At 63.9% G+C, this 25,860-nt stretch carries 34 protein-coding genes; 8 read left to right on the top strand and 26 right to left on the bottom strand.

The window, feature by feature from the left end; genetic code table 11:
• Nucleotides 1–4: 4 nt before the first annotated feature.
• Nucleotides 5–262, bottom strand: coding sequence for a pyocin activator PrtN family protein (locus CVH10_RS08825; RefSeq protein WP_106488416.1), 258 nt, complete (start codon nucleotides 260–262; stop codon nucleotides 5–7).
• 220 nt (nucleotides 263–482) lie between these two features.
• Between CVH10_RS08825 and CVH10_RS08815 the strand changes: the two genes are divergently transcribed.
• Nucleotides 483–929, top strand: coding sequence for a hypothetical protein (locus CVH10_RS08815; RefSeq protein ID WP_106488414.1), 447 nt, complete (start codon nucleotides 483–485; stop codon nucleotides 927–929).
• Nucleotides 930–951: 22 nt separating this feature from the next.
• Here CVH10_RS08815 and CVH10_RS08810 read toward each other — a convergent pair whose 3' ends face one another.
• Genes CVH10_RS08810 through CVH10_RS08770 form a run of 9 tightly spaced genes read right to left on the bottom strand, consistent with a single transcriptional unit; the run spans nucleotide 952 to nucleotide 5,597 of the window.
• Entirely contained in the window at nucleotides 952–1,167 is a 216-nt protein-coding gene (locus CVH10_RS08810) for a TraR/DksA family transcriptional regulator (protein ID WP_106488413.1), read from the bottom strand.
• Nucleotides 1,160–1,375 (bottom strand): hypothetical protein, encoded by a 216-nt coding sequence (locus tag CVH10_RS08805; RefSeq protein ID WP_106488412.1) that lies wholly within the window; start codon nucleotides 1,373–1,375, stop codon nucleotides 1,160–1,162. The genes CVH10_RS08810 and CVH10_RS08805 overlap by 8 nt, the downstream gene beginning before the upstream one ends.
• Before the next feature lie 17 nt (nucleotides 1,376–1,392).
• Nucleotides 1,393–3,693, bottom strand: a complete 2,301-nt coding sequence (locus tag CVH10_RS08800) for a replication endonuclease (RefSeq protein WP_106488411.1) — start codon at nucleotides 3,691–3,693, stop codon at nucleotides 1,393–1,395.
• Nucleotides 3,693–4,040: a hypothetical protein gene (locus CVH10_RS08795; protein WP_106488410.1), complete on the bottom strand. Its 348-nt coding sequence runs from the start codon at nucleotides 4,038–4,040 to the stop codon at nucleotides 3,693–3,695. The genes CVH10_RS08800 and CVH10_RS08795 overlap by 1 nt, the downstream gene beginning before the upstream one ends.
• The gene (locus CVH10_RS08790) at nucleotides 4,040–4,459 is read right to left on the bottom strand and encodes a hypothetical protein (protein WP_106488409.1); all 420 of its coding nucleotides are present in this window, start codon (nucleotides 4,457–4,459) and stop codon (nucleotides 4,040–4,042) included. Before CVH10_RS08790 ends, CVH10_RS08795 begins: the two co-directional genes overlap by 1 nt.
• Nucleotides 4,460–4,511: 52 nt before the next feature.
• The gene (locus CVH10_RS08785) at nucleotides 4,512–4,901 is read right to left on the bottom strand and encodes a hypothetical protein (protein WP_106488408.1); all 390 of its coding nucleotides are present in this window, start codon (nucleotides 4,899–4,901) and stop codon (nucleotides 4,512–4,514) included.
• Nucleotides 4,902–4,922: 21 nt separating this feature from the next.
• Nucleotides 4,923–5,168, bottom strand: coding sequence for an ogr/Delta-like zinc finger family protein (locus CVH10_RS08780; RefSeq protein WP_106488407.1), 246 nt, complete (start codon nucleotides 5,166–5,168; stop codon nucleotides 4,923–4,925).
• The gene (locus tag CVH10_RS08775) at nucleotides 5,165–5,359 is read right to left on the bottom strand and encodes a hypothetical protein (RefSeq protein ID WP_106488406.1); all 195 of its coding nucleotides are present in this window, start codon (nucleotides 5,357–5,359) and stop codon (nucleotides 5,165–5,167) included. Before CVH10_RS08775 ends, CVH10_RS08780 begins: the two co-directional genes overlap by 4 nt.
• A gap of 34 nt (nucleotides 5,360–5,393) precedes the next feature.
• On the bottom strand, nucleotides 5,394–5,597 hold the full coding sequence (locus tag CVH10_RS08770) for a hypothetical protein (protein ID WP_106488405.1): 204 nt from the start codon (nucleotides 5,595–5,597) through the stop codon (nucleotides 5,394–5,396).
• A 112-nt stretch (nucleotides 5,598–5,709) separates the two neighbouring features.
• On the opposite strand from CVH10_RS08770, the gene CVH10_RS08765 reads away from it, so the two are divergent.
• Nucleotides 5,710–6,159: a hypothetical protein gene (locus CVH10_RS08765; RefSeq protein ID WP_106488404.1), complete on the top strand. Its 450-nt coding sequence runs from the start codon at nucleotides 5,710–5,712 to the stop codon at nucleotides 6,157–6,159.
• An 11-nt stretch (nucleotides 6,160–6,170) separates the two neighbouring features.
• Here CVH10_RS08765 and CVH10_RS08760 read toward each other — a convergent pair whose 3' ends face one another.
• On the bottom strand, nucleotides 6,171–6,377 hold the full coding sequence (locus CVH10_RS08760) for a hypothetical protein (RefSeq protein WP_106488403.1): 207 nt from the start codon (nucleotides 6,375–6,377) through the stop codon (nucleotides 6,171–6,173).
• Between the two features lie 57 nt (nucleotides 6,378–6,434).
• On the bottom strand, nucleotides 6,435–6,758 hold the full coding sequence (locus tag CVH10_RS08755) for a hypothetical protein (RefSeq protein WP_106488402.1): 324 nt from the start codon (nucleotides 6,756–6,758) through the stop codon (nucleotides 6,435–6,437).
• Nucleotides 6,759–6,817: 59 nt separating this feature from the next.
• Here CVH10_RS08755 and CVH10_RS08750 point away from each other — a divergent pair, with 59 nt between their 5' ends.
• From CVH10_RS08750 to CVH10_RS08740, 4 genes are all read left to right on the top strand, one after another.
• A complete protein-coding gene (locus tag CVH10_RS08750; RefSeq protein WP_106488401.1) occupies nucleotides 6,818–7,519 on the top strand; it encodes a LexA family transcriptional regulator in 702 nt (233 codons plus the stop codon).
• Complete coding sequence (locus tag CVH10_RS25285; RefSeq protein WP_146142916.1) at nucleotides 7,520–9,250, top strand: P-loop NTPase fold protein; 1,731 nt, start codon at nucleotides 7,520–7,522, stop codon at nucleotides 9,248–9,250. It abuts the gene before it with no gap.
• 9 nt (nucleotides 9,251–9,259) lie between these two features.
• Entirely contained in the window at nucleotides 9,260–9,931 is a 672-nt protein-coding gene (locus tag CVH10_RS08745; RefSeq protein WP_369335758.1) for an SOS response-associated peptidase, read from the top strand.
• Nucleotides 9,932–10,002: 71 nt separating this feature from the next.
• Entirely contained in the window at nucleotides 10,003–11,070 is a 1,068-nt protein-coding gene (locus CVH10_RS08740; protein ID WP_369335757.1) for a helix-hairpin-helix domain-containing protein, read from the top strand.
• 44 nt (nucleotides 11,071–11,114) lie between these two features.
• Here CVH10_RS08740 and CVH10_RS08735 read toward each other — a convergent pair whose 3' ends face one another.
• Nucleotides 11,115–12,392, bottom strand: a complete 1,278-nt coding sequence (locus CVH10_RS08735) for a Y-family DNA polymerase (RefSeq protein WP_106488399.1) — start codon at nucleotides 12,390–12,392, stop codon at nucleotides 11,115–11,117.
• Nucleotides 12,389–12,829, bottom strand: coding sequence for a LexA family transcriptional regulator (locus CVH10_RS08730; RefSeq protein WP_072821689.1), 441 nt, complete (start codon nucleotides 12,827–12,829; stop codon nucleotides 12,389–12,391). Before CVH10_RS08730 ends, CVH10_RS08735 begins: the two co-directional genes overlap by 4 nt.
• A 154-nt stretch (nucleotides 12,830–12,983) precedes the next feature.
• On the opposite strand from CVH10_RS08730, the gene CVH10_RS08725 reads away from it, so the two are divergent.
• Entirely contained in the window at nucleotides 12,984–13,337 is a 354-nt protein-coding gene (locus CVH10_RS08725) for a LexA family transcriptional regulator (RefSeq protein ID WP_106488398.1), read from the top strand.
• 168 nt (nucleotides 13,338–13,505) lie between these two features.
• Here the strand turns inward: CVH10_RS08725 and CVH10_RS08720 are convergent, their stop codons facing one another.
• Complete coding sequence (locus CVH10_RS08720) at nucleotides 13,506–14,495, bottom strand: DUF4365 domain-containing protein (protein ID WP_106488397.1); 990 nt, start codon at nucleotides 14,493–14,495, stop codon at nucleotides 13,506–13,508.
• Between the two features lie 9 nt (nucleotides 14,496–14,504).
• Nucleotides 14,505–14,975: a very short patch repair endonuclease gene (locus CVH10_RS08715; protein WP_106488396.1), complete on the bottom strand. Its 471-nt coding sequence runs from the start codon at nucleotides 14,973–14,975 to the stop codon at nucleotides 14,505–14,507.
• 220 nt (nucleotides 14,976–15,195) lie between these two features.
• Here CVH10_RS08715 and CVH10_RS08710 point away from each other — a divergent pair, with 220 nt between their 5' ends.
• Nucleotides 15,196–16,653, top strand: a complete 1,458-nt coding sequence (locus CVH10_RS08710; RefSeq protein WP_106488395.1) for an MvaI/BcnI family restriction endonuclease — start codon at nucleotides 15,196–15,198, stop codon at nucleotides 16,651–16,653.
• A gap of 58 nt (nucleotides 16,654–16,711) precedes the next feature.
• Here CVH10_RS08710 and dcm read toward each other — a convergent pair whose 3' ends face one another.
• From dcm to CVH10_RS25280, 10 genes are all read right to left on the bottom strand, one after another.
• Nucleotides 16,712–18,151 (bottom strand): DNA (cytosine-5-)-methyltransferase, encoded by a 1,440-nt coding sequence (gene dcm / locus CVH10_RS08705; protein WP_106488394.1) that lies wholly within the window; start codon nucleotides 18,149–18,151, stop codon nucleotides 16,712–16,714.
• Between the two features lie 194 nt (nucleotides 18,152–18,345).
• Nucleotides 18,346–19,359, bottom strand: a complete 1,014-nt coding sequence (locus CVH10_RS08700) for a phage late control D family protein (protein ID WP_106488393.1) — start codon at nucleotides 19,357–19,359, stop codon at nucleotides 18,346–18,348.
• Entirely contained in the window at nucleotides 19,356–19,805 is a 450-nt protein-coding gene (locus CVH10_RS08695) for a phage tail protein (RefSeq protein ID WP_106488392.1), read from the bottom strand. The genes CVH10_RS08700 and CVH10_RS08695 overlap by 4 nt, the downstream gene beginning before the upstream one ends.
• A 14-nt stretch (nucleotides 19,806–19,819) precedes the next feature.
• Entirely contained in the window at nucleotides 19,820–22,321 is a 2,502-nt protein-coding gene (locus CVH10_RS08690; protein ID WP_106488391.1) for a phage tail tape measure protein, read from the bottom strand.
• Nucleotides 22,322–22,331: 10 nt separating this feature from the next.
• A complete protein-coding gene (locus CVH10_RS08685; protein WP_106488390.1) occupies nucleotides 22,332–22,457 on the bottom strand; it encodes a GpE family phage tail protein in 126 nt (41 codons plus the stop codon).
• 26 nt (nucleotides 22,458–22,483) lie between these two features.
• The gene (locus tag CVH10_RS08680; protein WP_106488389.1) at nucleotides 22,484–22,813 is read right to left on the bottom strand and encodes a phage tail assembly protein; all 330 of its coding nucleotides are present in this window, start codon (nucleotides 22,811–22,813) and stop codon (nucleotides 22,484–22,486) included.
• A 28-nt stretch (nucleotides 22,814–22,841) separates the two neighbouring features.
• Nucleotides 22,842–22,994 carry a hypothetical protein gene (locus tag CVH10_RS25615; RefSeq protein ID WP_181244377.1) on the bottom strand — a complete coding sequence of 51 codons (153 nt, stop codon included), beginning with the start codon at nucleotides 22,992–22,994 and terminating at the stop codon, nucleotides 22,842–22,844.
• Between the two features lie 72 nt (nucleotides 22,995–23,066).
• Nucleotides 23,067–23,579 carry a phage major tail tube protein gene (locus CVH10_RS08675; protein WP_106488388.1) on the bottom strand — a complete coding sequence of 171 codons (513 nt, stop codon included), beginning with the start codon at nucleotides 23,577–23,579 and terminating at the stop codon, nucleotides 23,067–23,069.
• A 12-nt stretch (nucleotides 23,580–23,591) separates the two neighbouring features.
• Nucleotides 23,592–25,103, bottom strand: a complete 1,512-nt coding sequence (locus tag CVH10_RS08670) for a phage tail sheath protein (RefSeq protein WP_369335756.1) — start codon at nucleotides 25,101–25,103, stop codon at nucleotides 23,592–23,594.
• A gap of 128 nt (nucleotides 25,104–25,231) precedes the next feature.
• On the bottom strand, nucleotides 25,232–25,777 hold the full coding sequence (locus CVH10_RS25280; RefSeq protein ID WP_146142915.1) for a hypothetical protein: 546 nt from the start codon (nucleotides 25,775–25,777) through the stop codon (nucleotides 25,232–25,234).
• Between the last annotated feature and the right edge of the window lie 83 nt (nucleotides 25,778–25,860).

Here is a 25,860-nt window from a genome sequence, read left to right as displayed (position 1 = left end):
CGGGTCATACGTTGACCCGCTGCCACATCTCATGAGCTTCGGCCCGCCGCTTGTCCAGGTACTGGGCGAGATCCACGGCGCTGACCAGCCAGGGCGCTTTCTGGGAGTCGCCGGCGCGGTAGGTGGGCACCGGCAGGGCCTGGGCGCCGGCTCGGGCGCTGGCGGTGCGGGCACTGATGCCGAAGTAGCGCGGTGCCACCTCATCGAGCGGTAGCTCGCCGCGGCCGTCGAACTCGGCCAGCAGTCCGAAGTAGGTGTTCATGTCTGGGCCCTCCTGCCTGGCTGAGGTGGAAAGTCGTACTCCGATAGCTTCACTGCCAAGGCCAACGCGACCGTTTCGGGCGGCACGTTCTGAATCACTCTTCTCCAGTACTGCTCCGCTTGCTCAAGGTTCATCTGCCTGGCTACTTGCAGATCCATGATGTGGCAGATGTCCCTGACCTCTTTATCCTGTGTGGACACCCTCATAGGACGAGTCCTCCATGTCTGAACAAGACAATATCGCCTTCTTTGATGAGCTGACCGGCAAGGTCCTGGCTTGCTTGTACGGCGCCTTCCCGGTTCCGACCCCTCTCCTCGCCAAGGACTTTGTCGATGAACCGCTGGCCTACAGTGAGCATGTGATGTCCGAGGTGGCGTCCGATCAGGCGGAGTTCTTCATCGCGACCTGTGAATGGCTGCGCAGAGCGGGCTATATCGATGCTGACGAGCGAGATCCATACAACCTCATCGTCAGGGAGGCCGTTCTGACTGCCAAAGGTCTGGAGCTGCTCAAGGTCAGGCCTCAGAACCTGAGTGATGAACCGACCCTGGGCGAGCAGCTCGCTACCGCCACGCGAGATGGTGCGACGGATGCAGCCAAGAAGACTGTCAGCGAGGTGCTCGGTATGGGTGCTCGATTCATGATGCATGGCATCAGCTCGTTGTGATGTCGGGTTCATGGGAGGCCTTCTATCGGAATGCCTGAGCTTTACGCTCGCGGATGGACTGGCACTCGATGCAGGTGGTCGCCCAGGGCGCGGCCTTACGGCGGGCGGCCGGGATCTCGCCGCCGCATTCCTCGCACTCGTCGTTGGCGGCCGGGGCGTCCGGCAGGCGGCGGTGGGCCAGGGCGGTTTCCATGCGCTGCTCGAGCAGGTCGGTGGCGCGGTCTGCGTTGTCAGCCATTGGCGATGCGCTCCTGGATGGCCTGCCCGTCGCGGTAGGCGCAGTGGTGGTCGGCGAGGGCCTGGCGCAGCTCCTCCTCGCTGTTGAAGGCCACCACCATGGCGAAGCGGTGGTGGACCTGCCCGCTGTCCTCGCTGAGCACGGCGAGCTCGCCGGCGTCCTGTAGGATGCCGCGCGGCTCGGGGCGGTGAGGTTGGGCGTTAGGCATGACGTTCTCCTTGTTGATCAAATCGGCACATTTTGGTCAGAAAGTGTCCTTTCTGACTCAGGTGGTGCGGTTGGATGGAACAGCCGCCGGGCCGCGGCGCGGACCATGCGGGCCTCGAGGTCGGCGTCTTCCTGGGCGGCGCGGACGTCGTCGCTTTGCCGCCATTCCTCGAAGCGCGCGACCTGCTCGGCGAGGACCTCCGGTGGGGGAGTGCTGGGGGTGATGTCCACCCCCGTACAGTTAGTGACACGAGTCCAAGCGTCGCCGGCTTCGCCGGCTTCGGAACGGCCCGCCGCCCGCTGGCGGGAGCGAATCTCCCACCGGTACAGGCGCGTGAGGTATTCGGCCTGGCGGCCGCGGCCGTCGCGGACGACCAGCCCCCAGGTGGCCTTCACCGGCTCGCCGTAGCGGCCGCGGGCTTCCACGCCCTGGTGCGCCTCGCCGGTGGCGTGGCTGAACTCGGCCTGCTCGGTGTCGGGGCGGTTGAGCCGCCACGGCTTGATCGGCTGCTCGGCGCGGGGCGTGTTGGGGCCGCCCATCAGGCGCATGAACAGATCCCACTGGCCGGCGTTGGCCGCCTCGCGGATCAGCCCCATGCGCTCGGAAACGGTCGGCGCCGGGCGGGTGGCTTCCTCCCACTGGCGCAGCGTCTCTTCCTGCTTCTCGGTCAGGCGGCGCACCTCGCGCCACACGGTGACGCTGGGCAGGCCCAGGAACTGGAACTGGCGGATGCCCCAGGTGGCGGCCCAGGCCTCGATGCGCGGCGCGGCATCGGAAAGCTCATGGCCGTAGCGGTCCTGGTGGTCGTTCTCCACGCCGTCGCGGGCGAACTGCTCGCCGTTGATGTTTTTGCTGACGTACTTGGCCACGTAGCCGGCCGCCGTGCCGCGGGAGTAGTCGATGCGCACCGGCTTGAAGCGGGCAGTGGTCTTGTGGCCGCCGCGCTCGAACAGCTCCTCCGGCGCCTCGGCCTCGGCGTACTCGCGCAGGATCTCGGTCACGCGCGGCTCGGCCTCCGGCTCCATCCACAGCAGCAGGTGCCAGTGGGGGGTACCGTCGTGGTGGGGCTCCACCACGCGGATGCCGTACACGCCCAGGCCCTCGCGGGCCAGCTTGGCGCGGGCCTGGGACCACAGCTTCTGGATGTGCTGCTGCGCCTCGCGCGGGGTGCTGCCGTCGTACTTGCGGTTGCGCCGCGCGTTGCGCGACAGCACCGGGTGGAAGCGGCTCGGCGCGGTGATGGTGTAGAACATGCCGGCGTGGCCCAGGCGGCGCGCCTCGGCCTCGGTGTCACGGATGCGCAGCATCAGCTCCGCGCGGCGGTGATCGGCGTTGGCCAGGCCCAGCTCCGCCAGCTCGGCGAGGGTGTAGACCTGGCCGTCCTGGTTGATCGCCTCCAGCGTCTCCAGCAGGGCGCGGTTGCGCACCTTCTGGCTGCGCCGGCGCTCGACCGTCATGTCGCTGCAGTAGATGCCGGCGCGGGCATGCACGCGGTATGCCTCGCGCTGCACCTGCTCGAGGCGGCGGCCGGCGGTGCGGCGCAGCTTGCGGCGCCACCACAGCGAGCAGCTCAGCCGGGCGAGCTGCACGGACGTGCGCGAGCGGCGGGCCGGCGGCTCGATGTCGTGCAGGGCCGCACGCTGGCGAGCCTTCTTCAGCGCGATCGCGTCGACCACCTTGAGGCTCATCGGCGGGTGATAGGCGAAGCGGAACACCGCCATCAGCGGAATGCCCACCGGCGGCGGGGTCAGCGCGTTGCGGCTGTCGGCGAGCTGCTTCTGGTAGTCCGCCATGCGCGCCGAGAGCGTCTTGCCCTTGGGCGAGATGGCCGGGGCCGGCGGCGGCAGCAGGCCGTACCGGCGCCGGCGGTTGTAGTCGGCGATGCCGCCGATCAGCTTCTGGCGCTCGTCGTCTACGGCGCGGGCCTGGGCCTCGGCGTAGCGCACCAGGGCCTCGTCGTCGTGGCTGGCATTCAGGCCGCCGATGGTGAGGCGCTTCTCGACGTCGGCCAGCCAGGCGCTGGCCGCCTGGATGCCCTCGATGGTGGTGCGCTCCAGGCGGCGCAGCGAGGCCGCGCCGCGCTCCAGGTCGTTGGCGATCGGGGCGAAGCGGCGGTAGACGCGGCCCGGATCGACTAGCCCCTCGGTGTTGCGCCGCAGCCAGCGGTTGCCGGCGGCGTTGCCGTGGCGCTTGGCCACGTGCACGAAGCCGGCGGCCAGCTCCTCCGCCAGGGTGGGCAGGGCATCGAAGAAGCCCTGGCGCCACCGGTGGCACTCCGGCGTGCCGAAGGTGCGGGACTGCTCGAGCGCGGTGGACATCAATGCGCCTCCGGACGGATCGGCAGGGCCTCGGTGAGATGCACGAACGGCTGGTCCAGGTCGATCCACGGGCCGGCGGCGTGCTCGCGCTCGATGGCTGCCGCGGCATCACGGATGCGGCGAGCGGCGCGCCGGTAGTGGCTGGCGAGGTGAAGGCTATTGCCGATCGCCCCGGCGAAGGGGCGCGGCGCCTCCCAGATCTCGGCCATGTCCTCGAGGTGCAGGGCCTCCTGGCGCAGCTTGCGGATCAGCGCCGGCATCTCGCTGGCCTTCTCGATATCCAGCAGCAGGCTTTCGTGCCGCATCCGGCGCGGCAGGCTCTCGGGGTGCAGGTCGTTGCGCCGCATCACGCCACACCCCGCTCGATGATGGCCAGCCAGTGCAGGGCGGCCTCGGTGTTGCCCTCGGCCAGCGCCTGCCGGGCATGGGCCGCCAGCTCGCGGCTCTTGTGCGGGCGGTGGCCGTTCAGGCCGTCGCGCAGTTGGCCGGCGTACTGGCTCATGCGGTGGATGGCGGCACGCAGGGCGTCGCGGCTGGCCTTGGAAAGATCGTGGATGGCGAGGCGCGGGTCGCGCTCCACCAGCCGGGCGCTGGCCATCAGCGCGCGGCGCTCGCCGGCGGCCAGCTCGGCCCACAGCGTGGCCAGGTCCTGGTCGGCGCAGCGGCTGTGCAGCTCCGCGCGCAGGGCGCCCCAGTCGCCACGGTCGGGCTCGACGGTGGGCGTCTGGCGGTGCGGCGTAGGCAGCGTGTGGACTTGTGCAGGCATGACTCTCCCTCCCACTGGCATGGCGACGTTGGCGAACGGGTGATGAACGGGGTTAGTGCGCGGGGCGTTCCAGCAGCAGCAGGCGGCCCGAGCCGGCATTGCCGGCCTGCAGGTCGTGGCCCTTGAGCAGCTCGCGCAGGTCGCGGGCGGTCAGCGCGATGCGCTGGCCGGCGGCATTGGTGAGCACCACGGCGTGGCTGGTGGTGGTGGCGATGTCGATGGTGTCGCGCATGTTCAGCGTGTCGAGCTCGGCGAGTGCCTGGATGGCGGCGTTCTCGGCCGCGTGCTCCGGCATATCGTGGGTCTGGCACAGGTGGCCGATGCAGTCGCTCAGCGCCTCGGCGCGCGGCCGCTCGCGGTGCTGCCACAGCCGGCCGACGGCCACGTTGTGCGGGTCCAGCTGCGGCGCGGCGGCGGGGCGGATCGGGACGACATTGCTCATGGCGATCTCCTTATCAGCAGTTCAGTTGGTGCCGGTCAGCAGCTGGTCGCGCATCAGGCGCCTCAGCTCCGGGTCGGCCGGTATCTGCACGCCCGGGCGTGGCTGCTGGCTGGGCGCCCGGGTGGTGGCGAACTCGATCAGGATCTTGCCGCCCCACCCGCATTCCGGATTGATGCACTGGGCATAGGCCCAGTAGAGGGCGTCGTGCGGCCTGACGCTGGAACGGGTGACGACGCTGTCACGGCAATGGGGGCAGGTGATCCTCACCGACGTCCTCCTCGGGGATTGATGGGGTAGAGAGCGCGACCACGGCCGGTGAGGCCCTGCACGCCCTTGCGAAGCCGGCGGCGCAGCAGAAACTCCGCGGCCTGGGCATTGTTCTCGAGTCCTTCCTGATGACGTACCTGATCGAGCAGCTCCTCCATCTGGTCATCGATGGGCAAGGTTTCCTCGGGCATGGGGACTCCTTGGGGACCTCAAAAAGGCCTGGGTTTACCCCGCGCTCGGGGCAACACTGGGGGTGTCGAATTCATCGAGCCCAAGCGTTTCCAGCGCTTCCTTCAGCACCAGTTGGCGCAGCAGGGCGGCACGCTCGATGCCGGTGTAATCGGCCAGGGCGTCGATCAACCGGGCTTCGTATTCATCGAGGTTGATGGAGCCGTAGCGAGTGCGAACGCGTTTGGGGTCCTGGTACATGGCGGATTTCCTTATGCGAAAAAGCTAATCTCTGCCGGTGCTAGCTCACGTCTTCCGCGGAAGCGGAGCCGCGCGCACATGACTGGCAATGCCCGTTCGACACGGAGGTTTTATGAGTGAAAGCAGGTTCTCGGTGCTGCTCAGGCAGTTCCAGGGTGTGATGGAAGTGGTGGACTCCGGGGGAGAGGCCGCGAAGAAGCTGTTTGAGCTTCAGCGGACCGTATTTTCGCTGGAGGAAGAGAACGCGGCGCTGATTGAGGAAAATGCTGCGCTTAAGCAGACGGTTGCGGATTACAAGCAGTTTGATGTCGACCGTGAGAGCTACGTACATCACCAACTTCCGAGCGGCGCTTGGGTTGTCGTCGTGAAAGCGGATGCGGTTGGACAAGCGGACACGATGCAGGACGGCATGTACCTGTGTGAGCGCTGCTTCTCTAAGCGTCAGCGTTCGATACTCCAGCCAATCGAGAAGCGCAGCTCGGCTGCTTACCTGAAATGCCATGAGTGTGGCTCCGAAGTGATGAAGGACAATCCGCACAAAAGCGCGTTGGACTTCTGCTGATGGCCGCGCACTCAGGCAGCGCCGGCCTCGGCATCGAGCTGGGCGAGCCCCTTGAGGACCAGCAGCCGGGTGGTGGCGGAAAGCGAGCGCTGCTGCTCGGTGGCCAGGGCGTCGAGGCGGTCGCGCTCATCCTGGGTGACGTGGGTCATCACCGGGCGATTGCAGCCCTTCGGCGCACGCTGGGTGGTGGGGTGAGCGATGGTTTCGGCGGTACTCATCGGTTAGGCTTCCTTAATGGAGTGAAAGACAGTTCCGGGCGGTGGCAGCCGGCCGGATCAGCGCCCGTAGAGCCGGATCAGCTTGCGCTGAGTGAAGTGCTCGTCGAGGTAGACGCGCAGATCGCAGAGGGCGTCCTCGATGTCGTGGTTGGGCCGCTGGTCGCGCAGCAGATCCCCGGCCAGCCGGGCCGCCGCCTCGGCGGCGACGCGCTCCTCGAGCGCCTCGAGATCGGCCAGCGGGTTGGCCGCGGCGTCGGCCTCGGTGGCCTGCACCGCCTGGCGGTTGGCCGGCGTGCAGCGGGCGAGCTCGATCTCGAGGCCGCGGAACGACACGCGGTGGGGCAGCGCTTGGACGTTGCCGGTAGTAGCAGGGGCGGTCATGGCAGTGACTCCCGTGTGAGTGAAGTGCTTTGTAAGACTGTGTTGATGATGGTCAACGAATGTTTGCCAGTCAAGAGGAAGGTAAAAAATACATGACCACTGGTAGCCGGCTGCGAGAGGAGCGTGAGCGACTGGGCATGAGTCAGACCCAGCTCGCTGCTCTTGGTGGCGTGGGCAAAATGTCTCAGATCAACTACGAGAAGGACGCCCGAAGCCCCAATGCAGCCTACCTGACGGCGCTTGATGAGTTCGGCGTCGACATCCAGTACGTGCTGACTGGAAGGCGAACAGATGGGAGCCAAGGCGTCGGCGAGCATGGCTCTCTATCGTTGACCAGTAAGGAGTCTCTTTCTCCGGTGGCCATGTACGACATCGAGGCCGCGGCCGGTGATGGTCGTTCGCTCGAGCGGGAGGAAGTCGAGTCGACCATGTACTTCCCCACCGAGCAGCTCGCGGCTCAGGGCCTCGATCCCGCCCAGGTGGTTGGCATCAAGGTCCGCGGCGACTCGATGGACGGTACTCTGGCCGATGGCGACTGGGTGCTGGTGGACCGCAGCAGCCGCGACCCACACCCGGAAGGGGTGTTCCTGCTGCTCGTGCACGGCGAGCGGCGCATCAAGCGCGTGCAGCGCGTGGCCGGCGGCGCCTGGCTGCTGATCAGCGACAACCCGCGGTATGAGAAGGAATTGATCAAGCCACAGGATATGAAAGACGTGGAGATACTGGGGCGGTGTGAGATTCGGATTGGGCGGGTTTTGTAAATGCAGACTTTAATATCTCAAATCAAGCAGCTATTCAATGATGCAACCTTGACCTCTGTTGTTGTTCTTAGTGGCGGCTGGGGCGTCGGGAAGACATATTTTGTCAATAATTCGCTTAAGTTAGATGGCGATTTTAATGGGTTTTTTTATATTTCTTGCTATGGCCTCGGTAGTAAGGATGAGTTTGATGATCTTTTGGTTATAAAGAGCTCAGATTATGACAGTGGAGCTGTGTATAACAGCATTAGAAAGGGATGGGGAGGATTTAGCAAAGCTTTAAATTCTTATGATCGTCAATTAGGGGCTGTTGTTTCTTCTGCTGAGCTTGTCACGAAGTTTGCAAAAGAAAAGTACTTGGCAAAGCTCAAAGGTAAAACTTTTATTGTTGATGATTTTGATAGACTTGATGAAAGTGTTCAGAAAGGTGTTTTAAGTAGCCTTGCACACCTTTCAGAAAAAGGGAATCGGTTTTTGATTCTCTGTGATGCTGGAAAACTCAAAGTTAAAGACGATCTTGAGAAAACGGTTTCGGCTGTACTAAAGTTTCCAGATCAGGATGAAAGCATCTATACAATCCTTGCTAAGGATGCTGGGCTCCCTGCCGAGTGGGCTAATGATGTCTCACGTCTCGCTGTTTCAATCGGCGTGAAAAACTTAAGGATTTATAAGAGGGCGCTAGCCAAAGTATTTTCAATTTATATACGGCTGATGAAAAACAAAGGTTTTTCTGAGCTGCATTTTTTTGAGAGATATGTCCCCCAGATTCTTTTTCTGCATGAGTGTCAGAAAGAGTTTGAAGAGGTTGAGGATCTTAAGTCAGCTCTGTCGGTGGAAGCTTTGTGGTCCTTTGATAAATCGGAAGAAAAACCTAAAAATGATGCGGCTGGTTTCGTTGCAGAGAAGTTTTTTGATTGCAAGTTTCTTATGCCTCATGAATTTCCTGATTTGATCGTTGACTATTGTTTTGACTACCGTGTCTCCACCGATGATGTGGTAAGTTTTGTAGACTCTGATGCCCCCGGAGAAGGAACTTTACGAGAAAAGCTTTCCTTCTCTGTCGATAAGTGGAGCGAAGAGCAGTTTGAGGAGCTTGTTTGTCAACTTGAACATAGGGTTTTTGTTGATCCGGAATCCTCTGCTTTGAAGGAGTGGAGCTATCTGGCTGATATCTATCTTTGCTTTGTTGATAATCAGGTTATCGATTGTCCTGCTGATGATGCGTTGGCGCGTATTGAAGAAATCTTAGATACTTGTTGTTTCAATGCATCATTTACAGATGGGTTTACAGTCTCGCACAACTCCAGACTGTTTCCATCTGCTAAGTATCATGAGGCTGTTGATCGCTCTGTTAAAGCCATGGCTGAAAAGCATGCACATCATAGAGCTGCCGAATATCGTTCCGGCAAGATAGGGCTTGGTGACTTGGTGGAGCTTTTGGTTTCAGATTACAAGCATTCCCCTATCATAGATATTGAACTAGCAGATGCAATTGCTCTTCATCTAAAAAGTATGGAGTTGGGTGAGCTTGCATATCTTATCATGGTTGTCAGTTCTCGCTATGAGGCGTCAAACATTGGTGAGTTTCTTTGTGATGAGCGTGAAGGGTTGAAAAGAATTGAGGAATCTGCGTCAAAGACGAGAGATTTTCTGCCAGCATCACGTAGAAAAGGTAAGCTGAAGCAACTGTGTGAGGTGCTATCTCGAGCTATCCAAAAGTTAAGTGATAACTAGACCCTTTAGGTGATAGGAGTGTGCGGCCGCTTCGCTCTTTATAGCCCATATCCCAAACTCTCCCAGTCCCTGCGCCTGCCGCTTGAAATGGGAGAGTTGACGCGGCGCTACAACGTGGCGCCGGGCACCTGGATCACCGCGGTGCGCCATCCCAGCGATGACGCACCGCTGGTGATGGACGAGGTGTGGTGGGGCTACCGGCCGCACTGGGCGAAGGAGAAGGCGCCCGAGCCCATCAACGCCACCGTCGAGAAGGTGGCCACCTCCAACTACTTCAAAGGAGCGTTCGCCCATCACCGCTGCCTGGTGCCGGCGGACGGCTGGTACGAGTGGCTGCCGGTGGACGGAAAGAAGCAGCCGCACTTCCTGTGCCGCGAGGATCGCGAGCCGATCTGGCTGGCGGGTATCTGGAGCGAGCGGCCGGACGGCAAGCCCGGCTGCGCCATCCTCACCGAGCCGGCCCGCGGCGCGGCGGCGGAGATTCACTCGCGCATGCCGCTGGCCCTGGACGCCGAAAGCCTCGAGCCCTGGCTCGATCCCCACCTGACCGACCGCGAGACGATCCGCCACGTTGTCCATCACCTGCCTGCCGAGCGGATCACGCACTGGCCCGTGAGCACGCACGTCAATCGGCCGTCGAATGACGATGCCGGCCTGATAGAACCCGTACGCGACGCCTGAGTCGCGAGATTCCACGCCCCTCGATACCATGAGCTTGCATTCTCTAATGTAACGATGGAGTCGATGGAACGATGAAGATGACAAGGACGCTCACCGCTGTGGCCGTTTCTCTGGGGATGATCCAGGGGGCGCAGGCCGATATTACGATCGGTAGCTGGAACCTCAAACATCTGGGGTGGAACAACGACAAGAGCCTCGCAGACGTTGCCGCCATCGCTCAGGGCGCCGATCTCTGGGCGCTTCAGGAGGTGATGGACGAGGCAGCGGTCACACAGCTTGAGCAGCAGCTCGAGCAGCAGACGGGCGAGTCTTGGAGCTCGATGACTTCACACGAGGTCGGTCGCAGTTCCTACCAGGAGAGCTACACCTATCTGTGGCGTGACGCCGCCGTGGAATATACCCAGGGCGCCGTGGTGTACCTGGACCCGGGCGACATCTTTGCGCGCGAGCCTTTCCTGGCGGAGTTTCGCGATATCGAAAGCGGGCAGGAAGTGGCGTTGGCCACCGTGCACATCGTTTACGGTGACAACCAGGATGACCGCACGCCAGAGATCCGCGAGCTTGAGGCGATCTGGAACTGGATGCCGGAGGTCTACCCCGACACGCCTCGCATCATCGCTGGCGACTACAACCTCGCGCCGGATCATGCTGCCTGGCAGCCGCTGCGCGACCAGGGCGCTCAGCCAGCCATTACCTCGGGCGCGACCACGCTCAGCAAGAGCGACGGCAATTACGCCAACCTCTACGACAATCTCTGGTTCGATGAGACGGCGCTCGATGTGACGGGCAGCAGCATCGTGCGCTTCCCGGAGCTGTTGGGCATGGACCATGAGACAGCGCGTGATGTGGTATCCGACCACGCGCCGATCTACATCACCCTCGGAGATGCCAGTCCTGGTTTCGTCTCCGTGGCGCCGGCCAGTGACGACGTTGCTGGCAGCGCCAACGACTGCATCGATCTCAACACCGCCTCCGTCAGTCAGCTCGATGAGCTGCCGAATGTTGGCCCGGCCCGCGCTCAAGACATCATCGACGGCCGTAGCTGGGAAGCCGTGGATGATCTGGTCGAGGTGGACGGGATTGGCCAGGCTCGCATGGAAGAGATCCGCGACAGCGGCCAGGTCTGCAGCCTGACTTGATGATGAGCCCTTCGGGGCTCTCTGCTGGCCAGGGACGGCCGGCTTCAGGCTTTCACCTTCCTCAACTCTTGCCACTGCGTCGTCCACCGCGGCGTGCGGTGCGCACAGCGCAGGTGCCAGGCGGCGTTCTTTCGTGGCACGCCTAGGCGCACGGTGCCCTTGCCCATCTTCCCATTGAGCTCGTCCAAGGCGGCCATCAGTTTGTGGTCGCGCTCGCGCTGGGCTTCCCGCTCGGGCGTGTCGAGCAGTGAGAGCTGCTCGCGGTTGGCATCCACCAGGTCGAGCAGCATCACCCCGGCCTTCATGAACCGGTATCCGCGGCGGTAGATCGCCTCGAGGCCCTGCTGGGCGGCGGCCAGGATCGGGCGGCTGTCGTCGGTCGGCTCGGGGAGCTCGACGACGACGCTGGGCGAGTACTGGGGCAGGTCGGGCCGGTGTCGGTTGGTCTTGAGGAACACGAGCACGGCCCGAGCGTGGCTGTCCTGCTGGCGGAGTTTCTCGGCGCCGCGCTGGGCGTGCTGGCGGATGGCGTCCTGCAGGTCGCTCAGCTCGCCGGTCAGCCGGCCGAAGGAGCGCGAGGTCATGATGCGCTGGCGGGGCTCGGCGGCGTCGTTGAGCTCGATGCAGGGCGTGCCCTGTAGCTCGCGCACGGTGCGCTCGAGGGTGACGGAGTAGCGCCGGCGGATGGCCTTGGGGTCGGCCTGGCAGAGATCCCAGGCGGTCTGGATGCCCTGAATGGCCAGCCGCTCGACCAGCCGGCGGCCGACGCCCCAGACGTCGCCGAGGGCGGTGCGCTCGAGCAGGCGGCGGGTGTCGTCGCCGTCGTCGTGCATCACGCACACGCCCTGGAATTCGGGCAGCTTCTTGGCGGCGCGGTTGGCCAGCTTGGCCAAGGTGCGGGTGGGCGCGACGCCGACGCAGACGGGGATGCCGGTGAACTGGCGCACGTTGCGGTAGAGCGTGCGCGCCAGGGCCTGGGTGGTGGCGGCGTCGAAGCCGTCGAACCTGACGAACATCTCGTCGATGGAGTAGGGCTCGACGCCGGCGGAGAACTCCTCTAGGACCTCGCGCACCCGGGCGCTCATGTCGCCGTAGAGCTCGTAGTTGGAGGAGAGCAGGTGGATGCGTCCCTGGTTGACCCACTGCTGAAGCTCGAAGGCCGGGGTGCCCATCTCGACGCCCAGGGCCTTGAGCTCGTTGGAGCGGGCGATCACGCAGCCGTCGTTGTTGGACATCACGCCCACCGGCAGGCCCTCGAGCCGCGGCTGGAACACGCGCTCGCAGCTGACGTAGAAGTTGTTGCAGTCCACCAGCCCGATCATACGGCGTACTCGTGGATGACCGAGCGCACCACGCCCCACACCTGGCAGTCGAGGTTGGCGAGCGGGATCGGCGCGTACTGGCTGTTGCCGGAGCACAGGTAGGGCCGCTTGCCGATCATCTCGTAGCGCTTCACGATCACCTCGCCGTCGACCAAGGCGACGACGATGTGCCCGGGGCGGGCGTCGATCGAGCGGTCCACCACCAGGGTGTCGCCGTCCTGGATGCCGAACTCGACCATGCTGTCGCCGGTGACGGTCATGAAGAACGTGGCCGCGGGGCGCTTCACCAGCCGCTCGTTGAGGTCGAGCGTGCGGCCGACGTAGTCCTCCGCCGGCGAGGGGAAGCCGGAGATGCCGGCGCGGATGGTGGCCAGCGGATGGGGCAGGGCGCGGTACGGCGGTGCCGGGTGCGGATGGCGGATCTCGGGATCACGCATGGCGGTGCCTCTTGTCAAAGACTGTTCGTTTATACAGTATTCGACAACAGCACACCCTTAGGCAAACGCTAATATGAATAATGCGCCGGGGGCGCAGGCGGTCGGGCCCGGCATGGCGCGGCTGGTGGCAGGATCACGAATTGGCAGGGACGACATGCGAGTGAACTACCTGGGCCCGGCGTGTCTGGGCATCGACCACCCCGCGTTGGACGGCTACGACCTCTCGCGCTTCCGCCCGAGCTGCTATCTGGTGGAGGTGAGCGAAGACGCTGGCGTAGGCGGCCCGCTGATGGAAGGCGACCTGCTGGTGGTCGACGAGCAGAAGCCGGCCCAGCACGCCGACCTGGTGGTGGTGGAGCTGGACGGCGAGCAGCGGCTGTTCAGCAGCCACCGGATCGGCGGGCGGATGCGGCTGATGCCCACCGCCGGGCCCGATGAGTCGATCTGGGCCCGGCAGTCGGATCTCAGGGGCGTGGTGGTGAGTCAGGCGAGGCGGTATGGACTGTAAGGGATTGCAGTGGATAGCCGAAATTGATTAAATTATCTAGTGGTGTCTGTCCCGGAGCCCTATGAGAGCCCCTTGGGGTGGCGACAAGGGCTACTCTAGCCTGAAAACGCTCAGTCTCTCAGGGCTATCATCTCTTGGTGTCCAGAGCGATCTGGCGGTGTACAGGCATCACACGCCCAGTGAAGCCCTCCGTCCTCTGCGCAGCTCATGGACAGAATAGAACCATACCTTGCTTCTACCTGACTGGTTTTCGCTGGTGGGAATGTAGCGCTTCAGCACTACCTGAACCACACTGCTGTCCTTGTGTGTGTAGCTAGCCGTGGCGCGAAGGGCGATGTAGTCAATGACACCAAGGATATTTCCTTCTCTGTCATGGACGTCATGAGTTCCTCCCAGCCGAAAATAGCGAGTGCAGGTTGTTATCATTTTTCTGGCGGTGGCGAGTAATAGCCATGACTGAAAGACTCTTTCCGGCAGCCTTTCCTTTCTGGTGATATGCTTCCACCCTGTTCTGTTGATCAGGACTGTTTCTATCTCATTGATCGGGCATTTTTCTTTGCCGCTGCACTCTGTCTTCCACTGTTTGTAATACTGCCATGCCTGTTTTTTAAGGGTGCCGTGCCGGCCCCCGATCTTGGGAATAAACTCTTCCTGTCTGTTGAGATGAATGGCATCCAGCCCCTGGTACCTTGACTGATCTCCCGGAAGTCTGAGAAATACTCCCTTTTGTGCTGTATTGAAAACCTGTGATTTTGGAGCGTGTACGACTGCCTTGTTTGTTTTTGAGTAAGAGTTTTCATCCTTGAGGTCGATCCACCAGGCTTTTTGAGAATTTTCCGATTTTCTGTAAATCAGGATGACCTTGCCTGGCATTCGATTCCAGCGAGGGCGGTGAGTTTCTATGTGTTTTGCCCCAAGTTTTACGCCGATCTTTTTGGGATCGTTCTTTTCGTCAAGGTAACTATTTCCGCACTTTACCTGAACATAAATGATGGATCCGGTAGTGGTGGGCTTCTTGTGCCCGCGCCTCATTATGATGAGTCCGTCTATGCCGTCATCATTGCTCTGATCAAATTCCTGCCAGTCACACCTCCAGTCATTGACTACCTCCCTTACCTTCTCAAGTCCTTTCTCTTCCTTGTGTTTTGTATAGACCATCGCTTGGCTTTATCTCCCTGTTGTTGATCTGACTCTCGGTGGCCTGGCAGGCCATTCCTCGATGGCGTTGGTACTCTTGATCAGTATTTCAACAGCACCAATTTCGTGTAGCTGGTGTTTCAGCCCACACTCCCATATCACCAGCACTCGCCAGCCGGTTTCGATGAGCTCGGCCTGCTGACGTCTGTCACGCTCGACGTTCCCGTCGAGCTTCCTGCGCCAGAAGTCCTTGCGGGTGGCCGGAGAGGTGGCGTAGAAGCAGCCCTCGTGCCGGTGCCAGAAGCAGCCGTGCACGAAGATGACCAGCCGGTATTTCGGCAGGACGAGGTCGGGGTTGCCGGGCAGGTCCCTGCGGTGAAGGCGAAAACGAAAGCCCCGGGCGTGCAGATAGCGTCGTACCGCAAGCTCGGGGCTGGTGTTCTTTCCCCTGATTGCGGACATCATCCGCGATCGGGTCTCGCTGTCCACGACATCCGTCATGGCCTCTCTCCCAGCTCATCCATGGCAGCCATGTTGCCATCCCAAGGAGCTGACAGGAAGACTCAAGGTCGGCTCTAGACCAAGTAAAGACCAAGAAAAAACCAAGGAAAAAAATAAAAATCTTTTAAAAACAGTATATTAAAAAATTAACCGATAAATTCATTGATATTTTTTCTTGCGGGGGGCTATCCTGCTGGCACCAACAGACAGGGAGCTTGTCATGACCATCGCAACCTTTTCCTCTTCCTTCGAGCACCGTTTCCAGGACATCGAGGAACTTCGAGATCTCCTTTCACGGCATGGCGTCCAGAAAGCCCTGCTCAAGGTGCTTCCAAAGAACGCCAACGACAAGAATCAGGTCTACGTCGCCTCTGATTTCGGGCTGCTGTTCGATTCCTTTGCCATGACCTTCACCGAGAGGGGAAGCAGCACGAGCATGAGCAAGCCCGCTTCCTCGCCAGGAAGGCGTATTACCGAGGCAGCATTCGATGAATTTCACTGGCTCAAGCCGGGAGGGGAGCTGGTCAGGGCCAAGCGCGTCAAGGCAATCGTGTATCCCCAGTATCCTGAGGCGAGGCTCTCCGGCTTCCAGACCATTGAAGGAGACATGCCGGCTGCCATGTCGGTGACATGGACCAAGGAAAACCCCGAGGAGCCTCGTCTGCTTGTACTCGGATGTCGGAAGGATGGCAGTTGTATTGCCCTGCTGGCCGTTGATCTCTCGGATGCGCTGATGAAATCGCTGAAGAAGATGCGAGGTACTGATCGTGCGCGGGCATGGAAGATGACCTACTGCAAGCCCCACATTGAGCGACTCCCGATCGATCGCATCATCAGTGAGCTTGCCCCGGTGGTATCACACGAATGGCTGGGATCCCGGCTGGACACCATGGGGAACGTGCTGCCCTTCAAGGGGACTCAGGTCTGTGGTTATACCCTGGAACGAGCGCTTGGCATTACCCCCAACTCCTCCAAGGACGGTGACCTGTACGGAATCGAGCTCAAGACCTTCACCAGTAACCGCCTGACCCTGTTCACCCCTGAGCCGGATCTCGGGCTGTATGCCCAGGACTTTGCCACCTTCATGAGGCGTTACGGCTACAGGGATGGCAATGGCAACTACAGGCTCACGGGGACTCATCGTGCTGGCGTTGTGTGCCCCAAGAGTCAGCTGCGACTCGAGGTGGTGGAATATCAGGTCGAGCCAGAAACCGGTGAGTGGATCATGGATGAGCTCGGGAACAGGGTGCCATTTCCTTACAATCCGGAAAGACCTCTCTCTGGCAAGGTGGATGCTCTGGAAGTCCTGCTGTTTGATCCCCATGGCAACGTTGCGGCTGGCTGGAGCTTCGAGCGCCTCATGAACTGCTGGGGGGCCAAGCACAACCATGTGGTGTACGTGCCTGCCGAAAAGGAAAAGCTGGCCGATGACGACCCCCGCCGTCAGGACGGATACGAATTCACCGTACGCTTCAGCAACAGGGCTCTGATCGGAGAGGGCACATCAGCTGAGAACCTTTTCCTCGCTATCGCCAAAGGCATCATCTATCTGGATCCTGCACCGAAGCTCATGGGAGAGGGAGGGCAGCACAAGCGACGCAGCCAGTGGCGTGTGGGTGATATTCGGGCCGCTCTTGACACACTGTATGAACGTCATCGTGAGTGGGTATTTGAATGACGCCATCTTGAAAGCCAGTGCCGGTGGCCGCCTAGTGGGCGGCCACCGTCTTTGTTAATCAGACGGCCTGTAGTGGCATCTGGAACTGCTCGGCTTCCACCCGCTCCTGCTCCTTCTTTCTGGCCTCGATGATGCGAGGCTTCATCAGCTCGGCCACGGCCTTGAAGACCGGTACGACGACCGAATTGCCGAACTGGCGGTAGGCCTGGGTGTTCGAGACGGGAATCACGAACGAGCTCTCGCCGGGGGCGTCGAAGCCCATCAGGCGGGCACATTCCTGCGGGGTGAGGCGGCGAGGGCGGTTGCGGTGGTTCTCGGGGGAGTCGAAGGGCTTCCCGTCGTCGAACCCGCGATCGACCAGAATCTCCGAGCCGTCCTTGTGGTAGCGGGCCGACAGGGTGCGCGCTACGTCATTCGGGCCGGTGAGGCCGAATCCGAAGCCGTTGCCCTTCTCGCGATGCTTCTGGGCGTAGCGGTAGAGGTAGTCCCAGAGCTTGGGCGTCAGGATGTACTTGTCATCGACCTCGTCGTCCAGCAGGTCGCCGAAGGTGGGGCGCTGTTCCGGGATGACCTTCTCGATATCCTTCAGAGTGAAGCCCTGATGCACGTTCAGGTCGCGCCGGAAGCCGACCAGCACGATGCGCTCGCGGTGCTGGGGGATGAAGTGTCGGGCATCGATCACCTTGGGATCCTGCCCCTTGGGCGCATTCACGTCGGCCACGTCATAGCCCAGCTCGTCCAGCGCCTCGCAGATCACCCGAAAGGTCTTGCCCTTGTCGTGGCTCTTGAGGTTCTTGACGTTCTCGAGCACGAAGGCCGATGGCCGCTTGGCGGCGATGATCCGGGCGACATCGAAGAACAGGGTGCCCTGGGCGTCGCACTCGAAGCCGTGCTTGCGGCCCAGCGAGTTCTTCTTGGACACGCCGGCCAGCGAGAACGGCTGGCAGGGGAAGCCGGCCAGCAGCACGTCGTGATCCGGAATCTCCCTGTCGATGTGGGCGTAGGCGGTTTCCTCGTCCACGTCCGTGCGGGCCGACAGGGTGACGTCACGGATATCGCGGTTGAACCGGTGGGTGGCCGGGTCGCAGTAGTGGTTCGCCTTGTAGGTACGCACAGCGTACTTGTCCCACTCGGACGTGAACACGCACTCGCCGCCGATCGACTCGAACCCCTGCCGGATGCCGCCGATACCGGCGAACAGGTCGATGAAGGTGAAGTCGGCCCGCCCCTGGTGCCGCGGCGGCTTGGGCAGCATCTCCATCAGGCGACGCCCCTGGTCACGGGTGATTCCCTTCTTTGCCTTTCCCTTGATCGTCCGATTTAACGTTTCGCGGCACCAGCTATCATCCACCTCGCGGAGGGCCGCGGCGACCGTGCCCTGATCATAGATCTCGAGCACCCGCTCCAGCAGCTGGCGGTCATCCAGCAGTTCATAGTGGGAGGTGTAGGGAGCCTGGTCGGCTGTCTCCTGGGTGTCGAGGTCCGGGAACAGGGTCATGGCGCTTCCTCTGGGTCAGGTCTGTGACGATATCTCCCAATTGTATTCCCATGGTCTGCCTCGCGCCAGGGCTAGGCGAGCCTTTTTTCGCGTAGATCCTCATCCCTGACCGGAGGCAGGGGGTGCCGCTGCATGCCGGCGAGGATATTGGCGCCGAGCCTTACCTATCATGATGCCTCGGCCAGCTGCCGGTTTCAGTCGCTCCCCCTGATTTCCATCTCCACCGAGCTGGTCAGCGCGCTGTCGCTGAGGTCGTGGCTGATCTCGGTGATCAGCCATGCCGTGGCGTCGATCTCGCGCTTCCAGCCGTTGGCGATCACCGGCGTTTCGGGGTAGAGCTCGGGGCGGCCTTCGGCGAGGTCGAGGGTGAACGAGGCGCCGCCGCGCTGCAGGCGCCGCCATTCGCTCTGGGCGGCGGCGAGGGCGTCGTCCTCGCTGGCGTAGGTGGGGCGCAGGCGCTTGGGCTCGTCGTCGCTGCCGGCGATGACCTCGCGGGGCTCGGCGGCGCCTTCGTCGTGCCATTGGGCGACGACGCCGGTGTAGGCGTCGCGGTCGGTGATGCTGTAGCGGTGGCGGTCACCGACCTGGCGGGTCAGGCGAATGGCGGGGATCTCGGTACCGCCGGCGGTGAGGCCGGCGCCCTCGGGGATGAACAGCAGCCGGCCGGCCTTCACGGTGGTGATGGCGTCGAAGCGCTCGGCCAGGCGAGTGAGGAAGTGCAGGTCCGATTCCTCGGTCTGGTCGATGTGCTCGAGGTAGATGCCCTGGAGGTGATGGCCGGCCCTTGGCTCCAGGTCGTGGCGGCCGGCGATGGTGCTGATGATCTCGCCGAGGGTGATGTCGTCCCAGCTCTGGGTGCGTTTGCCGGGCAGGCCCTGGCGCATGTCCGCCGAGCGGGCGCGGATGGTGATCACGTCCGGCGCGCCGGAGTGCTCGACCTCGTCGACGATGTAGGTGCCGCGGTCCACCAGCGGCTGGCCACGCCAGCCCATGGCCAGGTGCAGCTCGGCGCCGCGGGGCGGCAGGGCGAGGCGGCCGTCGTGGTCCTCCAGGGTGAGGTCGAGCTGGTCGGCCTCGAGGCCACGACGATCAGTGAGGCGCAGGCGCTGCAGGCGGGCGCCGACCTGTGGGCTGATGCGCTGGCCCATCAGGGTGAGGTGGTAGTCCGGCGTGCGGGCGGCGCGGCCCGGCTCGGTGAACAGGCTCATGCCAGGGCTCCGTTGATGCCGGTGACCAGGGCGCGCATGGCGGCGGTGCTGGCGAGCTGGGCGCTGTCGTCTTCATCGATGCGCTCGAGGCGCAGGTCGAATTCGATCTGCTGGGCGGCGCCGTCACGCATGAAGGCGCTCTTGCGCTCGTTGAGCGAGCCGATGACGTAGAGGCCGTAGTAGGCGCCGGCGCCCTCGATCAGCGGCCAGGCCGCGCCCTGGTTGGCCATCTCGCGTAGCTGGTCGAGGCTCTGCTGGCCGCCGGTGAACTGGGGCAGCAGGGTGCCGGTGAGGGTGATGGTCTCCTCGCCCGGGCCGAGGAACTGGCGGGCCGGGCGGCGTCCGACGCGGCCCTGGCTCTGGTGGCGCCAGTCGGTCTGGCGCTGCAGCTCCTGGTAGGCGGCGGTGCTGAGGCCGAACACGAACAGGCCGTAGGCCATCATCATGGGCGGGGCTCCTGTCAGTCGATGTCGTAGAAAGACGAGCGCCGGCGGGCGGCGGCGTCGCGGCTGGCGTCGGCCAGGGCCTGCCTGACCCGGGCGTCGACCATGCGGGCGAGGGCCTGCTCGTCCATGCCCGGGGCGGCGTGGACGTTGATGCCGCCCTCGATGGTGATGTGCACATCGCCACCGCCGCGGGGGGGCTGGAGCGGCGGGCGGTGGTCGATCGGCACGTCGGCGATGGCGGGCAGGCTGGCGGCGCCGATGGCCATGCCGGCGCCGGCCTGGCGCACGCGCCGGGCGATCTCGCCCACGCGGCGGGCAGGTTCGTCGCGCTGGGCGTCCAGCCCTTGATTCAGGCCATCGACGGTGTAGCCGCCGAGCTGCGCGAACACGCGCGAGGGCGAGTTGATGTCGAGCTTGTCGGCGAACCAGTCGCGCACGTTGCCGGCGATGCCGGTGATCCGGTCGCGCAGTTCGCCTATCTTGCCGGTGAGGCCGTCGATCATGCCGTCGATCATCGCCGAGCCGAGGGAGCCGAATGTCTCGGGGATCTCCACCCCCAGGGCGTCGAGCCCGGCGGTGACGCCGCGCCAGATCAGGCCGATGGGCGACCAGTCCAGCAGCAGCCGGGCGACCTCGCCGATGCCGCCGCTGAACGCATCCTTGATGTCCTGCCAGCGCTGGCCGAACCAGGCGGAGATCGAATCCCAGTTGCGATAGACCAGGGTGGCCCCGGCGGCCAGCGCGGCCACGGCGGCGACGATGCCCATGATGGTCAGCCCCACCGGGTTGAGCGACAGCAGGGTGAGCGCGTAGCGGACCAGGGCGATGGGGCCGAGCACCGAGCCGAGCACGGCGATGAAGCTGCCGCCCACGGCGACCAGGGTGGCGAGGCCGGCGGCGGCGGTGACCAGGGTGCCGGTGAGGCGCGGGTTTTCCTTCATCCAGTTGCCGACGCCGCGGGTGATGGTGGTGATGTTCTGAATCAGCTCGCGCAGCGGGCCCTCGTTGGTGTCGGTGATGGTGATACCGACCTCTTCCCAGGCGCTGTTCAGGCCCTGGAGATCGCCCTTGATGTTGTCGGCCATCACCGATGCCACCCGGGCGTTCTCGCCCGCGGCGTTCTCCAGGATGCCGGTGAACGCCTCGACGCCGGCCGAGCCCTGCTGGTTGATCATCTCGGCCATGCCGGCGGCGGGCTCTTCGCCGAAGATCGCCTTCAGGTACTCCATGCGCTCGGCGTTGCCCAGGTCCTCGGTGGCCTGGGCCACGTCGGCGAGGATCTGCGGCACGTTGCGCATGTTGCCCTCGGCGTCCTTGATGTTGAGGCCGAGTTCCTCGATGGCGCCGGCCGCGGCGCCGGTGGGGGCGGAGAGGCGCAGCATCATGGCACGCAGGGTGGTGCCGGCTTGGCTGCCCTGGATGCCGACGTTACCCAGCAGGCCGGCCATGGCGGCGGACTCTTCCAGCGAGAGCCCCATCTCTCGGGCCACCGGGGCGACGTACTTCATCGACTCGCCGAGCATCTCCAGGTTGACGTTGGCCCGGGTGGTGGTGGCGGTGATGACGTCGCCGAGGCGTTCCATCTCGCTGGGGTCTAGCCCGAAGCCGGAGAGCAGGTTCGAGGCGATGTCCGAGGTGCGACCGAGGCCGGTGTCGTTGGCCTTGGCCAGGTTGAGCATCGAGGGCATGGCGGCGCGGATGGCGTCGGGGTCGAAGCCGGCCATGGCGAGGAAGCCCTGGGCGTCGGCGGCCTGGGTGGCGCTGAACGAGGTGCTCGAGCCTAGCTCGCGGGCCTGGTCACGCAGGGCCTGCAAGCGCGGGTCGTCTTCCTGCAGGCGGGTGAGGGCCTGTACGCGGGACATGGCGGCGCCGTAGTCGACGCCCGGCGTGAGCATGCGCGCGCCGCCGTAGAGCGCGGCGCCGCCGGTGGCCATGCCGGCGGCACCGGCGCCGGCCATGCGTCCGGCGCGGCCGATGTCGCGGTGGTAGCGCTTGGCGGCGTCGGCGGCCTGTCGCTGCCGCTGGGCGGTCTGGCGTAGCTGCCGCTGCTGGGCCTCGAGCTGACCGTTGGCCTCGCGGATGCGCCGGGTCAGCTCGCGCTGCTGGTCGGCGTGACTGCCGGTGACGCCCTCGACGCGGGTCATGTTGCGGCGCAGGTACTGAAGCTGCCGCTGCTCCTGCTGATACTGCTCCTTGAGGCGCTGGGCCTGGCGGACGGCCTGGGCGCGCTGGCGGCCGAGGGCCTTGGTGTCGCCCTCGGCGTTCTGCATCTGGCGGGAGAGCTCGCGGATCTCCTGCTGCTGCTCCTCGAGGGCGCGGCTGCTGCTCTCGCTCTGGCGCTTGAGATCGCGGAAGCCACGGAGGTCGCGCTGGGCGCGCTCCAGGGTTTTGAGCTGGTCGCGGCTGGCTTTCAGGGCCTCGGCGGTGCGGCCGCTGCCCTGGGTGATCTGCTTGAGGGGCCGAGTGACCCGGTCCACGGCGTCGAGGACGACTTGCAACTTGAGATCGCGGGCCATCGGCGTTCCTTCACTTGCTGGGTTTCGGGGGCTCGGCGCGGCGGCGGGCCCGCTCGCGCCAGTCCATCAGTTCGTCGAGGGGCATGTCGTCCATGTCCGCCGGCGTCCAGTGGAACACCATGGCGAGATCCGCCATGGCGTCGTCGACGTGCTCGGGCAGCGTTACTCGCTCGCGCCTTCCGCCTTGGCCTTCTTCGGCAGCAAAAAACCGCTCACCACGCCGCCGCATTGGACCAGGTCGGCCGGGTCCATGGCGCGCACCTCGGCCTCGGTGAGGGCGGGCTCGGTGATGCGCGGCAGCACCTTGGTCAGGGCGGTGACGTCCATCTGCAGCACGTCGGTGAGCGCCACGCCGCGCAGGGCGCCGGACTTGGGCTTGCGGATCTGCAGCTCGGTGACGGTCTGGCTGCCGCGCTTGAAGGGCGAGTCCAGCTCGACGGTCTCGGTGACGACCTGGGGCAGCTCGGCAGGGGCGGTGGTCTTGTCGGTCATGGGGTGTGGCTCCGGTGATGTGATTGAGTCAGTGAGTAAGCAGCAGATCCCAGGGGATCTTGCTGATCAGGTAGCCGAGGGCGATGGTGAACGCGATAGACCAGAGGGCGTAAAAGCGCCCGGGAGACAGGCCTTCAGTCATTGCTCGAAGCTCCTCGATGAACTTGCTAAGCTGTTCCACAGGCTCTCCCTAGTCTCTGTAGGGTGAGATTCCAGAACGCCCCGCCGGCCCCCACCGGCGGGGCGTTCGCGTTTACAGGCCGAGTGCGGCGCGGCGGTCGGCGAGGCGATCCTCGCCGCGGACCATGAAGACGTTGCCGGGGATGTCGCGCTCGATGACGACCTCGCCGTCGATGGTCAGCTTGTAGTAGCTGATGGTGGTGGTGATCTCGCCGGTGGAGTTGTCGCCCTTCTGGGCCTCGCCCATGCCGATGGTCTTGTGGCGGCCGCGCACGACGATCTCGACGGGCACGACGGAGCCGTCCTCGTCGCTCTCGTAGCTGCCGGTGAAGCGCAGCTGGGCGGCGTCGTGGATCGGTGAGCCGTAGGTGTCGTAGACGCCGTCGACCAGCAGGCCGCCGGGCGTCCAGGTCATTTCCATGAGCTGGTTGCCCATGTCGACCTCGATGGGGCCGTCCATGCCGCCGCCCTCGTACTCGACCATGCGGCGGGCGAGCTCGGGCAGGGTGATGGTCTGGATCAGGCCCTGCCAGCTGTTGCCGTCGCCGAACAGGTTGAAGTCCTTGAGGATCTTGGGAAGTGCCATGTCGTTCTCCTATCAGGCGGCGGCGACGCGGTCGGCGAACTCGACCAGGTAGCGGTCGGTGATGCGCTGCTGGAGCATCAGGTTCTCGAGCGGCGGCACCGGGGTGTAGTCGTAGTCGATGTAGAGCTTGCCGGCCTTGAGCACCTCGGGGGTGTTGATCTCGGCGTCGAACCAGGCCTCGCCGTCGATGATGTAGCCCAGGCGCTTCCACTCGCGGAACTTGGCGTTGATGCCCTCGACGATGTCCTTCACCAGCGAGGGGTGCATCGGCTTGTCGACGGCCCAGAGATGGGCCTCGGCGATGGTGTCGGCGATGACCTGGGCGGTGCGGGTGTAGTTCTCGAAGGCGAACAGCGGGTCGACGCTGCAGGTGCGCGAGCCCCAGAAGCGGTAGCCGCCGCGGTTGATGAGGGTGGTGACCTCGTGGCTGTTGAGGTAGCCGGCGTCGGTGTTGGGGTCCTGGAGGTCCCAGAACACGTCCTGGCTGATGCCGGTCACGCCGTTGACCGGCATGTTGGAAAGGGTCTTGTGCCAGCCGATCGCCTGGTCGGCCTTGGCGCGCAGGCCCATGGCGCGGGCCACGGCGGAGTGCGTGCGAGTGCTGGAGGTGGCGGTGTCCCAGCCGGTGAAGTCGGGCCAGATCACCATGACCTCGCGGGCGCCGAAGTTCTCGCGGTACATGGCCGCTTCTTCCATGGTGGTGCTGTCGCCGGCGGAGGCGTACACGAAGGCGCGCAGCTTCTGGCCCACGCCGATCAGCTCGCTGGTGACGTCGGCGTCGTCGAGCTCCGGCACGCCGAGGATGCGCGGCTTCACGCCCAGGCGGCCCTCGGCGGCGAGCAGAGACTGCACGCCGGTACGCTTGCCGCTGGCATTCACGCCGCCGATGACGTTGGTCTTGGTCTCGGCGTCGTCGGCTCCTTCGGCTACGCGCACCACCACGATCATGGTCTTGGCCTGGTCGGCGATGGCATCCAGTGAGCGGGCGAGGGTGCCGGTGTCGCCGGCGTCGCCCTGGGCGCCCAGCGGATCGGTGACCAGCACCGGGGTATTCAGCGGAAACGGTTCGTCCTCGCCGCCGGTGAGATACTGGAAGCCCGACGCGGCGACCACGCCGGCCCCGGTGCCTTCCTCGGCGGCGGTAACCAGGGCGGAGGCGTCGGCCTCGCCGTTGATGGCCGTGGCCACCTCGGCGGCGGTGCTGGTGATCTCGCCCTCGGTGTCGGTGGCCAGGCTGACGGTGATGTCCTGGCCGCTGACGGTGACGGCCAGCGCGGCGGAGGCGCTGCCGGGATCGACGTAGCGCACGCGGATGGCGTTGCCGGTGGTGCCGGCGGTGGCCGCGGTGTAGGTGACGCCGCTTTCGGCGGCGGCAGAATCGACGAGCAGCGAGGCGGCGACGGCCGCCGCGGCGTCGGGGGCGGTGGCCACCAGGCCGATCACCGCCGTTGAGACGGTGCGGATCGGCCTGGTGCCTTCATTGATCTCCACGACGCGCACGCCGTGGTGGTAGTCCTGGGCCATATCGGGCTCCTGCGCAGGTGAGCATGACGGTCGGGGTCATGCTTGCGCGGGAGCGTGCGAGGGGCGATAGGCGGGGATTGTGGGGTGGTGATGGCACAAAAACGCCCGCCGGTTGGCGGGCGCGGTGGCTATGCGTCTTGGAGAGTCACGACATATACGGCATGCCCATCAATTGCCTTCCCCCTTTCTCTCAAGCCATTGAGAAAGGATAGACGCCGATGCCCTTCCATCAGGTGCCAAGGGGTGCGAATGATTCCCCATGTCTGCTCACATGCGCCGCCGTCATGGTTATCAAGTAAAACGATGGGAGTGTTCCAGGTGCCGTGCTCAAGCATGTACTTGGCGAGCCAGTCATGGGGGCCAGCGGCTCGTCGCTCTATGTCCGAGAAGTTCTCGCACATTCGAGGGTTAGCAAAGGCCTCTGGGCCGGGAATATCCTCTACCGGCCATTCTTCCAAGCTGAAGTGAAAACGCTCGAACCGAAGTGGGGCATAGTCTGCGAGACACCCACCAGCATGTCTGTAGAGCCACTCGACGAGTACCTCTTCTGGCCAGTGAGGCAGTAATGGCTGCATTCGTTTGACATAGTCCTCGGGGGCCTCGCTTGTGAACTCCGCTCGATCTTTGAACGGTGCAAACTGGGAGATGTATTGCTCGAGCTCTTCGTCGTTCATGTTTTCTCCTGGTTGAGGACCCCCGAGATCCTATCACTGGCAGGGAAAAGCGGGCGTTGAGCTTCCTGGAGCGGTCGGCAGTG

This window comes from Halomonas sp. ND22Bw, assembly GCF_003011945.1.
Taxonomy (GTDB): domain Bacteria; phylum Pseudomonadota; class Gammaproteobacteria; order Pseudomonadales; family Halomonadaceae; genus Halomonas; species Halomonas halophila.
This window is presented reverse-complemented; position numbering and strand designations above follow the sequence as displayed.